The 14,613-nt window shown below is 69.6% G+C and carries 11 protein-coding genes; 7 read left to right on the top strand and 4 right to left on the bottom strand.

From position 1 onward, the window contains the following. Positions 1–7: 7 nt before the first annotated feature. From FBZ87_RS07490 to FBZ87_RS07475, 4 genes are all read left to right on the top strand, one after another. Entirely contained in the window at positions 8–2,239 is a 2,232-nt protein-coding gene (locus FBZ87_RS07490; protein ID WP_145609666.1) for an alpha-amylase family protein, read from the top strand. A 31-nt stretch (positions 2,240–2,270) separates the two neighbouring features. Beyond that, a complete protein-coding gene (locus FBZ87_RS07485; protein ID WP_211106867.1) occupies positions 2,271–3,212 on the top strand; it encodes a VOC family protein in 942 nt (313 codons plus the stop codon). Between the two features lie 29 nt (positions 3,213–3,241). Continuing rightward, the gene (locus FBZ87_RS07480) at positions 3,242–4,063 is read left to right on the top strand and encodes a biopolymer transporter Tol (protein ID WP_246134282.1); all 822 of its coding nucleotides are present in this window, start codon (positions 3,242–3,244) and stop codon (positions 4,061–4,063) included. Between the two features lie 101 nt (positions 4,064–4,164). Then, complete coding sequence (locus tag FBZ87_RS07475; RefSeq protein ID WP_145609665.1) at positions 4,165–4,749, top strand: hypothetical protein; 585 nt, start codon at positions 4,165–4,167, stop codon at positions 4,747–4,749. 9 nt (positions 4,750–4,758) lie between these two features. Here the strand turns inward: FBZ87_RS07475 and FBZ87_RS07470 are convergent, their stop codons facing one another. Then, the gene (locus tag FBZ87_RS07470) at positions 4,759–7,782 is read right to left on the bottom strand and encodes a ligand-binding sensor domain-containing diguanylate cyclase (RefSeq protein WP_211106866.1); all 3,024 of its coding nucleotides are present in this window, start codon (positions 7,780–7,782) and stop codon (positions 4,759–4,761) included. Positions 7,783–8,062: 280 nt separating this feature from the next. On the opposite strand from FBZ87_RS07470, the gene FBZ87_RS07465 reads away from it, so the two are divergent. From FBZ87_RS07465 to FBZ87_RS07455, 3 genes are read left to right on the top strand one after another with little or no spacing between them, the layout of a single operon-like run. Beyond that, the gene (locus tag FBZ87_RS07465; protein WP_211106865.1) at positions 8,063–10,567 is read left to right on the top strand and encodes a zinc-dependent metalloprotease; all 2,505 of its coding nucleotides are present in this window, start codon (positions 8,063–8,065) and stop codon (positions 10,565–10,567) included. Positions 10,568–10,620: 53 nt separating this feature from the next. After that, on the top strand, positions 10,621–11,745 hold the full coding sequence (locus FBZ87_RS07460; protein ID WP_145609663.1) for an alpha/beta fold hydrolase: 1,125 nt from the start codon (positions 10,621–10,623) through the stop codon (positions 11,743–11,745). Positions 11,746–11,779: 34 nt separating this feature from the next. Further along, positions 11,780–12,457: a cupin domain-containing protein gene (locus tag FBZ87_RS07455; protein ID WP_211106864.1), complete on the top strand. Its 678-nt coding sequence runs from the start codon at positions 11,780–11,782 to the stop codon at positions 12,455–12,457. Here the strand turns inward: FBZ87_RS07455 and FBZ87_RS07450 are convergent, their stop codons facing one another. The 3 genes from FBZ87_RS07450 to FBZ87_RS07440 form a co-directional block, all read right to left on the bottom strand. After that, positions 12,458–13,006, bottom strand: a complete 549-nt coding sequence (locus FBZ87_RS07450) for a DUF4199 domain-containing protein (RefSeq protein WP_040849108.1) — start codon at positions 13,004–13,006, stop codon at positions 12,458–12,460. Positions 13,007–13,110: 104 nt separating this feature from the next. Continuing rightward, a complete protein-coding gene (locus FBZ87_RS30025; RefSeq protein WP_145609662.1) occupies positions 13,111–13,605 on the bottom strand; it encodes a helix-turn-helix transcriptional regulator in 495 nt (164 codons plus the stop codon). Between the two features lie 87 nt (positions 13,606–13,692). Next, positions 13,693–14,607: a pseudouridine-5'-phosphate glycosidase gene (locus tag FBZ87_RS07440; RefSeq protein ID WP_145609661.1), complete on the bottom strand. Its 915-nt coding sequence runs from the start codon at positions 14,605–14,607 to the stop codon at positions 13,693–13,695. Between the last annotated feature and the right edge of the window lie 6 nt (positions 14,608–14,613).

Here is a 14,613-nt window from a genome sequence, read left to right as displayed (position 1 = left end):
GGGGAGGATGGAGACCAACCGCCGAGAGTTCGCCCTGATGGCCGGGGCGGCGCTGGCTGCCTTGAATGCCGGCACTGCCTGGGCGGCGCCAAGGCCGGGGGCGGGCGCCTACCCGCCCGACGCCTGGCACCAGCGCATGAAGCGCATCGTCCACGTCAATTTCAACGAGCGCGACCCCGAGACTTTCGACGTCGGGAAATGGGTGGACTACCTGGCCTCATGCCAGGCGCAGATGACTTATCTCAGCGGCACCAACGTGGTGGCCTTTTATCCCACGGGCCTGCCCGACCTGCCGGTCAGCGCCTGGCTGAAGGGCCGGGACGTGTTCGGGGAATGTGTGGCGGCGGCCAAGGCGCGGGGCATCCGCGTCATGGGCCGCTTCAGCATCGATATCGCCAAGAGCCAGCTGGCGGACAGGCATCCCGACTGGTTCTGCCGCACCCAGGATGGCGCCCTGGTCCGCCGCTCCCTGGTGGGGGCGCCGGACGACCCGTCGGCCTCGTCGGAGTTCGCGCCCACCTGCCAGTTCAGCGACTATTACACCCAGTTCGTGCCGGCCCTGTTCGATGAGGTGCTCAGCCGCTACCCCATCGACGGCATCTACAGCAACGGTTGGCCCAGCCCGGACGCCGTCGTCTGCTATTGCCCCATCTGCCGCACCATCGGCGACCCGCACAGCCGGGCGTATGAGGATGCTTTCCTGAAGCGGGCGGTGGATCTGTGGGGCCGCTACGACGCCCTGGTGAAGAAGCATGACGCCCGGCTGATCTTCACCGGCAACCTGGGCGGCGGCTTCCGCGGCGGCAACCTGGACCTGTCGGCCCTGGCCGCCACCGCCCCCTGGTTCATGGCCGACAACCAAGGGCGCGGCGGCATCGGCGCCCCCGCCTGGGATGCGAGCCAGCAGACCCGCATCGGCAAGGCGATCGTTGGCAATTCCCCTGCTGGAGAAGGGGGTGACCGCCCCGTCACCAACATCACGGCGGGGTATGAGATCGCCGGCGACATCCGCTGGCGTAACGTCACCGGCAACGCGGTGGAGGTGCGCTCGCGCATCCACCAGACGCTGGCGGCGGGCGGGGTGGTCCATTACCACTGGCTGGGCTATCAGCAGGGCTTCATCGAGGACCGGCGCTGGCAGAAGGTGGGGCGGGAGGTGCTGGCCTGGCAGGCCGCCAACGACCGTCATTTCCACAACCGTCGTTCGATCGCCAGCGTGGCGCTGGTAGTGTCCCAGCGCGGCAACCGCCTGTACGATCCGCCGGCGGGCACGGACGCGCTGGACGCCGTCCAGGGCATGTACCAACTGCTGACCGAGGCGCGCATCCCTTTCGACGTGGTGCTGGATCGTGACCTGAACGCGGCCACACTGGGCCGATACCAGACCCTGGTACTGCCCAACATCGCGCTGATGGGCGACGCCCAGGCCGCTGCCGTGACGGCCTTCGCCAAGGCCGGCGGCAGCGTGCTGGCGACCTTCGAGACCGGGCTGTATGACGAAACCGGGCGGCCGCGTGACGACTTCGCCCTGGGCCCCTTGTTCGGCATGCGGCGCGCCGGCAAGCGCGAAAGTTTCGGCCAGGGGGCCACGCCCAATCAGCCCCGCTTCCCCGGATCCAGCGCCATCCAGCGCATCGAGCGGCGCCATCCCATCCTGGCGGGGTTCGATGAGACGGATTGGATCCAGGGCTCCAGCTGCCGCGTGCCCATCACCATCGACGGCCCGCCCCTGCTGACCCATGTCGCGCAGTATCCCTGGTACCCGACGGAGGGCGTCTACAGCCGCCAGCCGCACACCGACCAGCCCACCCTCGCGGTGCGCCAGGCGGGTGGGGCGCGTCTGGTGTACCTGGCGGCGGATGTGGAGGCCGGCTACTGGCGCTCCGGCGCCGCCGACCTGGGTGATCTTGTCACCAATGCCCTGCGCTGGCTGGCGCCGGCCCCGCCCATCACCGTGCAGGGCCCGGGCTTGGTGGAGGTGTTCGGGTGGGAGACGGAGCCGGGTTACGCCCTTCACCTGGTCAATCACACCAGCCCCGGTTTCCGCGCCACCGCTGCCCGTGGGTTGAACCCGCTGGGGCCGCAATTGGTGCGCATGACCCTGCCGTCACCAAAGCCCATCCGGCAGGCGAGCCTGCTGCGCGCCGGCCAGCCGCTGCCCTTTCGACAGGAGGGGGCGGTGGTGGAATTCACCGTGCCCAGCCTGGACGAATATGAGGTGGTGGCGCTGGAAATCTGATCTTCAACGTAAAACAAAACAGGGAGGAACCATGAAAGGAACCATCATCGCCGCGCTGGCGTTTGCGGGCTTGTGCGGCATGGCGCAGGCGGCCACCCCTGGGGGTGCAGGAGGGGCGCGGCCGCCCATCGTCGCCGTCTCGCATCTGGCGATCTACGCGGCGGACATGGCGAAGTCGGAGGCGTTCTACGTCCACGACCTGGGCGCCACCAAGCTGCCGGATCCGGAAAACCCGGCCGGCGTGCGCTATTACTTCAGCCCCACGCAGTTCGTGGAGGTGCTGCCCCTGCCGGCGGGGTACACCGGCATCAACCGCCTGGCCCATGGCGCCTTCAACACCCCCGACGTCGCCGCCATGCGCGACTATCTGATCGCCAAAAAGATTGCGGTGCCGGGCAAGGTGCAGCAGGGGTCGGACGGCAGCCGCTGGTTCGACGTGACCGATCCCGAGGGCACGGTGATGCAGTTCGTGCAGGCGCCGGCCACGCCGCCCAGCATCCCGCCCAACGCCCTCTCCAATCACATCATGCATTTCGGCTTCATCGTCCATAACCGGGCGCTGGAAGACGGTTTCTACCAGCAGATTCTGGGGCTGCATCCCTATTGGGCGGGCGGGATGGAGGATGACAAGCCCACCTGGATTTCCCTGCAGCTGCCCGACGGCCGCGACTGGATCGAATACATGGTGGTGGGCACGCCGGACACGAAAGGCATCCCGCCCGACCTATCGCAGGCCACCCTGGGCGTCTTCAACCACTTCGCCCTGGCCATTCCCAACGCGGAGGCCGCCTACACCCTGCTGTGGAACGGCGACCGGCTGAAGGGCCAGGACAACCTGCCCAAGATCGGGCGCGACGCGAAGTGGCAGATGAACCTGATCGATCCCGACGGCACCCGGGCGGAACTGATGGAACTGCATGCCATCGGCACGCCCTGCTGCACCCCGTTCGGTGCACCCGATCCCGAGAAGTGAGCGGCGTCCTCAAGATTGGGAAGAACGAGATGAAGCATCGCATGATTGTACTGGCCGCCTGCCTCATGGTCATCCTTCCGGCGGCGGCGCAAGAGGTGCCCGGCACTTCGCCCGCCAATAGCGCGCCCGGCACGCCCACGGCGCCGGACTGGGCCTATCCCGACTATCCCGGCCATCGTCAGGTGGCCCCGCCGGCGGGCTTCCACCGCCCCACGCGCGTTGAGGCCCAGCCCATCGGCCTGTTCGATGGCCAGGCGGACGTGGGCGGCACCCTGGTGCCGGGCCAGGGAACGGTCCAGGACGGCCGCTACACCGTCACCTCGGCCGGCTACAACATGTGGTACGGCCGGGATGAGTTCCGTTTCCTGTGGAAGAAGATGTCCGGCGACGTGTCGCTGGCGGCGGACGTCGCCTTCCCCAACCAGGTGGGCTACGGCGACCGCAAGGCGCTGCTGGTCATCCGCCAGAGCCTGGACGACGACGCGCCGGAGATGGTGGTGGGCCTGCATGGCACCGGCATGTTCCACATCGCCTGGCGTCCGGCCAAGGGGGCCGAGATGGTGGACATGGAATATAAGGTCGGCAGCCGCGGCGCCCTGAAGGGAGAGGCTGTCGCCGGCCTGGTCACCCTGCATCCCCAGCGCATCGGCATCGAGAAGAAGGGCGACGCCTTCACCCTGTGGGTCAGCGAGCAGGGGGAGCCGATGCACCCCTACGGCGCCCCCATTTCCCTGAAACTCACCGAGCCCTTCTACGCCGGCATCGGCTTCGTCTCCCACCTGCCGACCACAACGGACACAGCGGTGCTGTCCCGGGTGGTGCTGGAGAATGCGGCCGGGAAGGTACGTTAGGCGGGCATGCTGGCCCGGATTATCTCGTCAAGGGAGATTCCGGGCCAGGGTGGCCTGTGCCAGGCTGGAGCCAGATTGCGACCATCCCGGAAGGACCGCCCATGACCGCCCTGCTTCCCGCCGAGCTTGCCTGGTACGCCACCGGCCGCTTCTACGGCACCAAGGACGGGGAACTGGCCGACTACGGCTATTTTCTGCACCTTCCGTTCGACGGGGTGCCGCTGTTCGACGGCACGCCGTCGGAGAAAACAGCGCATTTCACCTTCGCCGCCCGGCCGTTCAAGGCGGCGCAGGTCGACAACGGGGCGCTGACGCTGGGCCTGGATCCGGTGGGGGAGTTCTCGCTGTATCTGCAGCGCCGGCCGGCGGCCACCTTCGATAACCCGGCCTCGTTCATGGAGGGCGAGCGTATCGCCACGTTTCGCCGCGCCAGCCTGGCGGTGGGCACCACCGTGGCGGTCGCCGTCGGCGCCACGCCGGCGCCGGTGTTCGCCACCAACGTGTTTTCCGCGCGCCTGGTGGCCAGCGTCCCGTTCGACTTCGCCGGGGACCGCCATGACCTGGCGCATCATATCGGCCGGGGCATCACCCAGTTCGGCACCGCCGCCGCCACACCGGTCACCCCGCCGCCGCCCGGCTATGACGTGGTCCTGCCCTTCACCGGTTCGGCCATCGCCCTGGGCTGAACCCGGCTCTCACTCCGCGGAGCGTGTCATCTCCACCCGGTTGCGGCCGGATTGCTTGGCGACGTACAGGGCGGCGTCGGCGCGGGCGTAGAGGGCGTCCAAATCCTCGCCGTCGCGCAATTCGGCCAGGCCCAGGCTGGCGGTGACGCGGATCGTTGCGCCGCCATCGGTTGCCACGCGTTCGTCGCTGATGGCCTGGCGCAGGCGGTCGGCCAGCAGGCGGGCGCCGTGGGCAGCGGTGTGGGGCATCAGCAGCGCGAACTCCTCCCCGCCGATGCGGCCCACCAAGTCGGTGGAGCGCACATGGCTGGCGAGGACGCGTCCCGTGAGGGCCAGCACGGCGTCGCCGCCGGGATGGCCGTGGGTATCGTTCACGCGCTTGAACTCGTCGAGGTCCAGGATGGCCAGGGTCAGAGGCGTGCCATGACGACTGGCCAGCGCGATCATGTCGTGCGCCCGCTCCATGAAATGGCGGCGGTTGGCGCAGCCGGTCAGCGGGTCGGTGGTGGCCAGGTGGGTCAGGCGGTCGTTGGCGGCGCGCAAGTCCGCGGTGCGGTCGGCGATCTGGTTTTCCAGTTCCGCCTGCCGTCGGCGCAGATAGCTGGTGCGCCAGCGCACCAGCAGCGTCACCGCCACCACCGTCAGCGCCACCGCCAGCAGGCGCAGCCACAGGCGCTGGTACCAGGCCGGCATCACGCGCAGGGGCAGGGTCAGGTCCCGCTCCGTCCACACGCCGTCGCGGTTGCTGCCCCGCAGGCGCAGGGTGTAGTCGCCGGGCGGCAGGTTGGTGTAGACGGCCAGGCGGCGGTTCACGTCCGCCTCGATCCAATCGGCGTCATACCCCTCCAGCCGATAGGCGTAGCGGTTGCGGACTGGGGCGGTGTAATCCAGGGCGGCGAATTCCACCGCCAGGCTGTTGGTCTCGGGCGTCAGCACCAGGGGACCGGTCGCGCCCACCCTGGCCACGGGCATGGGGTGGCCGCCCACCCGCAGATCGGTGATGACCACCGGGGCTGGAAAGCGCCAGGCGGGCAGGCTGCCTGGGCGCACCACGGTCATGCCGCCCTTGGACCCGAACAGCGCCTCCCCCGCCGGGGTGGCGGCGCTGGCGCCCACGAAATAGTCGACCAGGGCGGAACCGTCGGCGCGGCGCACCGCGCGGACCTCCAGCGTGTCGGGATCGATGCGGGCCAGCCCGTCATCGGTGCCGGCCCAAATGACGCCGTCGCCGTCCATGGCCAGGCTGCAGACATTGGCGTGGGGCATGCCCTGGGCCAGACCGAAGTGGCGGAAGCGCGGCCTGCCATCGGCGTCCCGGCCGGTCATCAGCGCCAAGCCGCCGCCGAAGGTGCCGACCCAGAGGCGGCCCTGACGGTCCACCAGCAGGCTGCTGACATAGGGGTCCGGCAGGCCCTGGGGGTCGCCGGGGGCCGGGGGGATGCGTTCCACGGCGCCGGTGGCGATGTCGATGTGGTTCAGGCCATTGCGCGTGCCGACCCAGAGGTCCCGCCCGGCGCCGGACAGCAGGGCGCGGATGGTGCGGTCGGATAACTGGGCCTGGTCGGCCGGCGTGGCGCCGAACACCAGGCGGCCGGGCGTGCCGCCGGGACCGTCCAGCGTGTAGCCGCGCAGCCCGTCCTCCTCCCCGCCTACCCACAGCATGCCGTCGCTGACGATGAGCGACATGGTGGCGGCGGCCGGGTCGCGGCCGCCGGGCAGGGTGACGCGCCGCACGGCACTGGCCGCCGGATCGGCGCGGTACAGGCCCCGTCGCGTGGCGATATAGACGCGACCCGCCTCATCCTGTGCCAGGGAGAAGACGATGTCGGGCGGAAGGGCGTCTTCCGGCTGGCTGGGATCGGGGCGCAGGGCTGCCACCCGACCCGCCATCGGATCGACGACATCGATGCCGCCGTCGAAATAGCCCAGCCACGCGCGGCCATCCCGCGCGGACAGCAGGGCGAACACGTCGCTGGCGCTCAAGCCTTCCCGCCGGCTGCCGCCGAAGACGGTGGCGACCAGGCCGGCGTCGTGCGGGTGATAGCTGAGGCCGCCGGTGCCCCCCACCCAGATTGAGCCGGCGCTGTCCCGCAGCAGGGCCCAAATGTCGTCATGGGCCAGGCTGTTGGGCTGGGCGCGGTCGTGGCGTATGGGGCGCATGGCGCCGGATCGGGTGTCGATGGCGATAATGCTGCGGTTGCGCAGGCCCACCCAGATTTCATGCGGGCCCGAGGCGCAGATGGCGGAGATCCAGCCCGTCAGCTCGGTGGCGGCCGGGTTGACCGCCCGGGGGACGGCACCTGGCCGGTCTATGGTGTAGAGTCCATATCGAATGGTGCCGACCCAGATGCGGCCCTCGCCGTCCTGGAACAGGACCGAGACGTTCGTTTGCGGCGTCTCGCCCAGCGCCACGGCCGTGAAGCCATTGCCGCCGGGCTTGCGGTAGGCCAGGCCTTGCGCCGTCCCCACCCACAGGCCGCCGGCGCCGTCGCGCAGCACCGCCTGCACCCGGCCAGCGGGCAGGCCGCCCGCTTCCGGTGCCCCGGCGCGCAGCACGGTCACCGCCCGGCTGTCGATGTCCAGGTGGCGCAGCCCGTCGTCGGTGCCGATCCACAATCCCCCGGCACCATCGTCGGTGATGGCTCCGATGTCCGGCCGCCCGTTGATGGCGCCCAGGGGGATGGTCTCGAACCGGTCGCCGGCGGCGTCATACAATGACAGGCTGTTGGCACCCACCCACAACCGTCCCTTGGGGTCGATGAACAGGCTTTTGATGAAGTCGCTGGGCAGGCTGCCCGGCACGTCCTGGCTGGCGGTGTAGCTTTTGAAGCGATAGCCGTCCCAGCGGGCGAGGCCGCCCTGGGTTCCCACCCAGATGAAGCCGTCATGGTCCTGCGCCAGGGCGGTGGGCACGGGATGGGGCAGGCCCTGGTCACGGCCGTAATTCTGAAACACCGTTTCGGCCAAGCCGGACCAGCGTTCCGCCGGCGCCGCGCGGGTAAGCGACGGCAGGGCGACAAGCCCAAGCAGCAAGACGACACGGCACAGCCGCAATCCGCTGAGGACCAACCCACTTACGCGCTTAACGCTCAAGATGCTGCCGCCCATCGTCCGTTCGACATCGGAACCATAACAGGTATGACGTGTCTTAGCACCGGCGTGTCGCTACCAACACGCTATCTTCTGGTCAGGAATAATGGATATCCGTCGGATACGAAAAGGTTTTTCAAGGGACTAATTCAGCCAACCCTTGTGTGGTGGCCGCATTTCGGCACATCGTGCGTCCAAACAGGGGACTATTGGGGGACATCCGTTGCGCACGTCATCGCTGGCCGTGTGGGCCGCCGTGTTGGTCTTTTCCACAGCACCCGTCTCCACAGCACCCGTCGCCTTGGCGGCGGTACCTGCCGGGGCGCCGTCCGGGCCAGCCGCGGCCTTGCGGGATCTGCCGGCGCAGGACGGCCTGCTGCCGGTGCGGGTGGACAAGGCCGCGGGCAAGATCTTCCTGACCCTGCCGGCGCCTGCTGCCGACGGCGTGATGGCGCGGTACCTCTACACGCCGGCGCTGCGCACCGGCCTGGGTTCCGCCCCCACCTTCCTGGACCGGGGGCGCATCGGGCAGACGCAGGTGCTGGCCTTCCGCCTGCTGGGCGCCAAGGTCGCCATCCAGTTCGAAAACCCCCGCTTCCGCAACCCCGCGGCGTCCGGCCCCAGCGCCGACTTCGCCACCTCCATCGTGTGGATGGGGGACGTCGTGCCCTTGCCCGACGGGCGGGTGGCGGTGGACATCGCCAAGTTCCTGACCGCCGACATGCTGGGCATTGCCAAGTCGCTGGGGCAGGAGGGCGATGCCATCGGCACCGGTGGCGCGCCGCAGGGGGCGGGCAAGGGCTTCAGGCTGGACGGGGGCCTCAGCGCCGCCGATCCCACCTCGCTCAAGCTGTTCCCTGACAATCTGGAGGTTGACGCCATCCAGACCTACACCTCCGACCATCCGGGAGCGGAGGTGGAGAACATCGCCCCGGACGCCCGGCAGGTCAGCTTCACCGTCCATCACAGTTTCGTGCGCCTGCCGGCCCCCGGCTTCACCCCGCGCGCCTTCGACCCGCGCATGGGCGGCTTCTCCACCCAGGCGGTGGATTACGGGCGGCCCCTGGGCCAGGACGTGGTACACGATGTGGCCAACCGCTTCCGCCTGGAAAAGGTGGACCCGTCCGCCGCCCGCTCCCGCGTCAAGAAGCCCATCGTCTTCTACCTGGACCGCACGGTGCCGGAGCCCATGCGCACCGCCCTGCTGGAGGGCATCAACTGGTGGGCCCAGGCCTTCGAGGCCGCCGGCTACATCGACGCCTTCCGGGCGGAGCCGCTACCCGACGGCGTGGATCCGATGGACGTGCGCTACAACATCGTCAACTGGGTGGACCGCGCCACCCGCGGCTGGTCCTACGGGCAGGAGATCGTGGACCCGCGCACGGGTGAGATCGTGAAGGGCATGGTGGTCCTGGGCTCCGAACGGGTGCGGCAGGACATCCTGATCTTCGAAGGCCTCGTGGGGGCGGACAAGGTGGGGACCGGCGGGCCGAACGACCCGGTCCAGGTGGCGCTGGCCCGCCTGCGCCAGTTGGGCGCGCATGAGGTGGGGCACGCGCTGGGCTTCGCCCACAACTTCGCCGCCAGCACGCAGGGCCGCGCCTCGGTCATGGATTATCCCGCCCCGCGTATCGGTTTGGTCGATGGCCATCCTGACCTGTCGGACGCCTATGGCACCGGCGTGGGCGCCTGGGATAAGGCGACGGTGGATTGGCTGTATGGGACCGCGCCCACCGGCCAGGACGACCAGGTGGCGGCCGATGCCAAGGCCGCGGCGGCGGTGGCCGCCGGCCTGCGCTATGTGCAGGATGACAATGCCCGCCGCCCGGACACGGCCCAGCCTTGGGGCGGCCTGTGGGACGACGGCGCCGATCCGGTGGCGGAGCTGACCCGCCTGATGGGCGTGCGTCGTGCCGCCATCGACCAGTTCGGCCTGAAAGCGCTGGCGCCGGGGGAGGCGGTGGCGGAGCTGCGCCGGCGCTTCGTGCCCATATGGCTGCTGCACCGCTATCAGGTGAACGCCGCCGCCAAATCGGTGGGCGGCGTCACCTTCGCCTATTCGGTGAAGGGCGACGGTCGGGAGGTGTCTGCGCCCGTGCCGGCGGAAACCCAGCGTGCCGCCCTGTCGGCCCTGCTCTCCACCCTGTCGGCCGACCAGCTGCGCGTGCCGGCCGGCCTGTTGCCCCTGCTGTCGGCCGCCCGCAACGGCAGCGACAACCGCCAGTTCGATATCGAGCTGTTCGCCACCGCCGGCGGGCCGGTGTTCGACCCGCTGGTGGCGGCGGACGTCGCGGCCTCCGTCACCCTCAACACCCTGCTGGCGCCCACGCGTCTCGCCCGGCTGGCTGCACAGCACGCCGCCGATCCGCAGGCGCTGGGGCTGGCTGAGGTGCTGGAGCGGCTGACCGCCGCCGTGCTGCCGGACAGGAGCGATGCCGTCAGCCGCCGCGTCGCCTATCGCGCCATCGTCACCATGGCCCAGGTGGCCCGCCGTTCCGGCACCACGCCGGAGGTGGCGGCCCTGCTGGACCAGCGGGTACACGAGGTGGCGGAGACCCTGGCCAAAGGCCGGGGCGATGCCGACGAACGCGCCTGGGCCCTCAGCCTGTCGCGCCGGCTGCTGGACCCACAGCAGGCGGACAAGCTGCTGGCCGACCATCCGCGCTCGGTGGAGGTGCCGCCGGGCGACCCCATCGGTGGGGAAAGCGACTGGATGGATTTGCCCTGACCGGGACCGGCCGCTAGCCTGCACCCCAAAATCTTTGAACGGAGGGGAAGTGCATGCGTGGTCCGAGTCTGAAATCCGTCGCCATCGCGGTGGCCATCGCCACCCTCGCGGTACCGGCCCTGGCGTCCCTGCCGCCCGACACCCGCGCTATCCTGGGCACGGTGGGCAAGGTGGTCTCCGCCAATGGCATCGACGAGGCCAAGGCGGTGGAGATCGGCGGCATCCAGCAATGGATCACCGTGCGCGGCAAGGACAGGCGCAACCCCATCCTGCTGGTGATCCACGGCGGCCCGGCGGCGCCCGAGCTGCCTACCCGCTATCTGTTCGAGGCGCCGTGGACCGACTATTTCACCGTGGTGGAGTGGGACCAGCGCGGGGCGGGCAAGACCTATCTGCTGAACGATCCGGCCAAGATCGCACCCACCTTGAGCGCCGACCGCATCGTGCGCGACGCGGAGGAGCTGGTGGGCTATCTGCGCGCCACCTATGGCAAGCAGAAGGTTTTCGCCATCGGCCACTCCTGGGGCACCATCATCGGCCTGAGCCTGGCCGCCCGGCGGCCCGACTGGCTGTACGCCTATATCGGTGCCGGCCAGATCATCGACACGGTGGCGGCGGAGAAGGTCAACTACGCCTGGGTGCTGGACGAGGCGAGGCGGCGGGGCGACGCCCAGGCGCTGAAGGAGCTTGAGGCCATCGCCCCCTATCCGGAAAAGGACGGCAGCCTGCCCATCGATAAGCTGGGGGTGGAGCGCAAGTGGTCCGTGAAGTTCGGTGGCCTGACCTATGGCCGCGACAATTACGACTATTGGGAAAACGCCGAAAAGATTTCGCCGGACTATTCCGATACCGACTTCAAGGCCATCGACCAGGGCAGCGGCTTTTCCCTGCCCAAGCTGCTGCCCGACCTGGCCGGGGCCAATTTCACCAGTCTGACGAAGCTGGACTGCCCCCTCATCATCTTCGCCGGCCGGCATGACTACACCACGCCGTCGGAGCCGGTGCAGGCCTGGTTCCGCAGGCTGTCGGCGCCGTCCAAGCGCTTCGTCTGGTTCGAGAACTCCGCCCATATGATGTATGGCGAGGAGCCGGGCCGGGTGCTAGTCCACCTGGTGCAGGACGCCCGGCCGCTGGCGGCGGCCGTGGGCGACGTGGCGCCAGAGGCGGATGGCCCGTGAGTGGAGGGGGCCACGAGGTGACGGAGGATGCGCGATGATGCGGCTGAATGACGATCTTGCCGTGCGTACGGCGGTGCATGCCGGTGGCATGGATTGGGTGCCCAGCCCATCGCCGGGCGTGGGGCGCCGTATGCTGTCGCGCATCGGGGATGAGAAGGCGCGCGCCACCTCCATCGTCCGCTATGCCGCCGGCAGCCGCTTCCCCACCCACGGCCACCCAGGCGGGGAGGAGTTCCTGGTGCTGGATGGCGTGTTTCAGGATGAAACGGGCGATTTCCCCGCCGGCACCTATGTCCGCAACCCGCCCGGCACGGCCCATGCCCCCGGTTCCGTCCCTGGCTGCGTCATCTTCGTGAAGCTGTGGCAGTTCCGGGCCGATGATCAGGCCCGCGTCGTCCTCCAGCCCGGCGAGGGGGCGGCGTTGCCCGTCCGCCCCGGCGTTGAGCGCGCCCTGAGCCTGTTCGCCGACGGGCATGAGGAGGTGCGGCTGGAGGACTGGGGGCCGGATGCCGAAGTGCGTGTGACCAATCCGCAGGGCCTGGAACTGCTGGTCGTGGCCGGCGGCTTTATGGAAAAGGGCGAGGCGTTCCACTCCCAGTCCTGGCTGCGCCTGCCCGCCGGCCAGGACCTGGTGGTCCGTACCGGCGGGCAGGGCGCCCGTGTCTGGTTGAAGGCCGGGCCGCTGCTGCACCCCGATGTCTGCGCCTTCTGATCAGGCCAGGACCGGCGCGCGCCGGGCGGGCCAGAAGCGGCTGTTGCGCAGCAGGCCGGCGGAAACCAGCGACACCAGCACGCCGACGGGGAAGATCTCATTGAAGGTCAAGGAGAGGCGGTAGAAGGGGTTGGCGTATTTCGCCCTCATCTTGTCCATCTCCGCCGTCAGGGCGGCCAGGGCCTCGTCCGAGGCGCCCTTGGCCTTCTCCTGGCTGATCATGGCCTGGGCGTAGTCGTTGACATAGTCCATGTGGTTCAGGGCCTGCGTCACCTCCCACGCCAGGGCGTAGATCACCCCGCCGACGACGCTGATGCCCAGGCCCAGGAACAGGGCGGGCCAGAAACGGATGACGCCGCCCAGGGCGGTGTCGCGGTGGCGCTTCACCGCCAGGAAGATGGTGCTGAGCGCCACCAGCATGGTGGCGTAACCCAGGGCCATCTCCACGGCCATGGGCAGGTGGCCGTGCGGAACCGTGGTCAGCACCCCCATGGCCAGGCCGGAGATGAGGCCGGCCGCCAGTCCGTAGGTCAGGATTTTGCGCAGCATGCGAAGGCCCCTTTGGTTGCGTGTGGTCCGTGCCCCTCAGTGCCCCGCGATTCCGGCCGCGGGCAATCGCCCAAACGGGTGATTTGGCCGGAATCACCCGTTATTCAGGGCACTAGACCCAACTCGCGGGCGCGGTTGACGGCGTCGGTGCGGCGTTGGGCGCCCAGCTTCTCGAACAGGCGGGCCAGGTGCGTCTTCACCGTGTTGGGTGAGATGTCCAGCACCAGCGCGATCTCCTTGTTGGAGCGTCCGGCCGCCAGCTCACGCAGCACGGCCATCTCGCGCGCGCTGATGCCCAGGCCGGCCTGGGCCTGGACGTTGCCCTCCGCCGGCAGCGGCGGGGCGGGGCGCATGAGCCGCATCCCAACCATCACGCCCAGGGCCAGGAAGGCCGCCGCGATCAGGAGGATATAGATGTCGTCGGAATGGGCGCGGGCCAGGCGCTGGTAATCCAGCCACTGCAGGACCGCCGTGCCCACGGCCAGCGCCAGGCCGTAGATCGCCACGCGCCGCGCGGCCGGCAGCCAGTCCGCCCGGCGCTGGAACGCCACCCGCACTCGCTGCGGCAACAGGCGCTGCGGCAACACGGGACGGCGCATGGCTTTCCTTCAGGCTGATCGGACCATTCGCCATGAAGGTCCGCCGGGGGCCGCCCCGCTGTCAAGTTGGCCCCTGTCAAGCGGGCCTCAGCCAGCGGCGTAGGCCACGGCGATGCGGGCGGCCAAGGCGGCGTTGTTCTTCACCAGGGCGATGTTGGCCGTCAGGCTACGGCCCCCCGATAACTCATTGATGCGGGCCAGCAGGAAGGGCGTCAGGTCCTTGCGGCTGATGCCCCGGGCTTCGGCCTCCGCCACCGCGTCCGCGATGGTGCCGTCGATGAAGGCGGGGTCCAGGGCGTCGGCTTCCGGGATGGGGTTGGCGATCATGATGCCGGTGCCGCAGCCCAGGTCCCGATGCAGGCGCATGGTGGCGGCGATCTCCTCCGCGCTGTCCAGGCGATGGTCGGCCTTGTGGCCGCTGCTGCGGGTGAAGAAGGCGGGAAAGTCGTCGCTGCCATAGGCGATGACGGGCACGCGCTGGGTTTCCAGGAACTCCAGCGTCTTGGGGATGTCCAGAATGGACTTCACGCCGGCGCAGACCACGGTGGTGGGCGTGCGCCCCAGCTCCGTCAGGTCGGCGGAGATGTCGAAGGTGGCCTCCGCCCCGCGGTGCACGCCGCCCACGCCGCCGGTGGCGAACAGGGGGATGCCGGCCAGGTCGGCGAGGCGCATGGTGGCGGACACCGTGGTGCCGGCGCTGCCCCGCCGCACCATGACGGCGGCGAGATCCCGGCTGGACGCCTTCACCACGCCCTTGGCCTGGGCCAGGTCCTCAAGCTCCGCCACCGTCAGGCCGGCGCGGGCCACGCCCCGCACCACGGCGATGGTGGCGGGCACGGCGCCGTTGGCGCGCACCACATCCTCCACCGCCAGCGCTGTTTCCAGATTGGCGGGATAGGGCATGCCGTGGGTGATGATGGTGGATTCCAGCGCCACCACCGGCCGGCCGGCGGCCAGCGCATCGGCGACCTCGGGGCTGAGGACGGGCTTCAGGAGAGACATCGGGGA

The organism is Nitrospirillum amazonense, assembly GCF_007828035.1.
Taxonomy (GTDB): Bacteria; Pseudomonadota; Alphaproteobacteria; order Azospirillales; family Azospirillaceae; genus Nitrospirillum; species Nitrospirillum amazonense.
Note: the sequence above shows the minus strand (reverse complement) of the source record. Positions and strands in the feature narration are given on the sequence as shown.